1 protein-coding gene is annotated in these 247 nt (G+C 70.4%); it reads right to left on the bottom strand.

From position 1 onward, the window contains the following. The coding region (locus tag MTQ10_RS31170) for a transposase (protein ID WP_247474170.1) at nucleotides 1-194 on the bottom strand (194 nt) is incomplete at its 3' end. Nucleotides 195-247: the final 53 nt, after the last annotated feature.

Here is a 247-nt window from a genome sequence, read left to right as displayed (position 1 = left end):
AAGAACCGGTGCACCGCCTTCCATGGCGGGTAGTCGGCAGGCAGCGCGGGCCACTTCACGCCGTTGTCCACCACGTAGCGGATCGCGTCGAGTATGTCCCGGTGGCAGTACTCCTCCGGCCGGCCGCCCCGGCCCTCGGCCCACGCGGGCTTCGGGATCATCTCGCGGACCGCGGCCCACTCCGCGTCCCTCATGTCGGTCGGATAGCAGTGCCCGCCGGACGGATTGTCCGCGGCGTTGCCGTACT

This window comes from Streptomyces sp. XM83C, assembly GCF_023072675.1.
GTDB lineage: Bacteria > Actinomycetota > Actinomycetes > Streptomycetales > Streptomycetaceae > Streptomyces > Streptomyces thermocoprophilus.
Note: the sequence above shows the minus strand (reverse complement) of the source record. Positions and strands in the feature narration are given on the sequence as shown.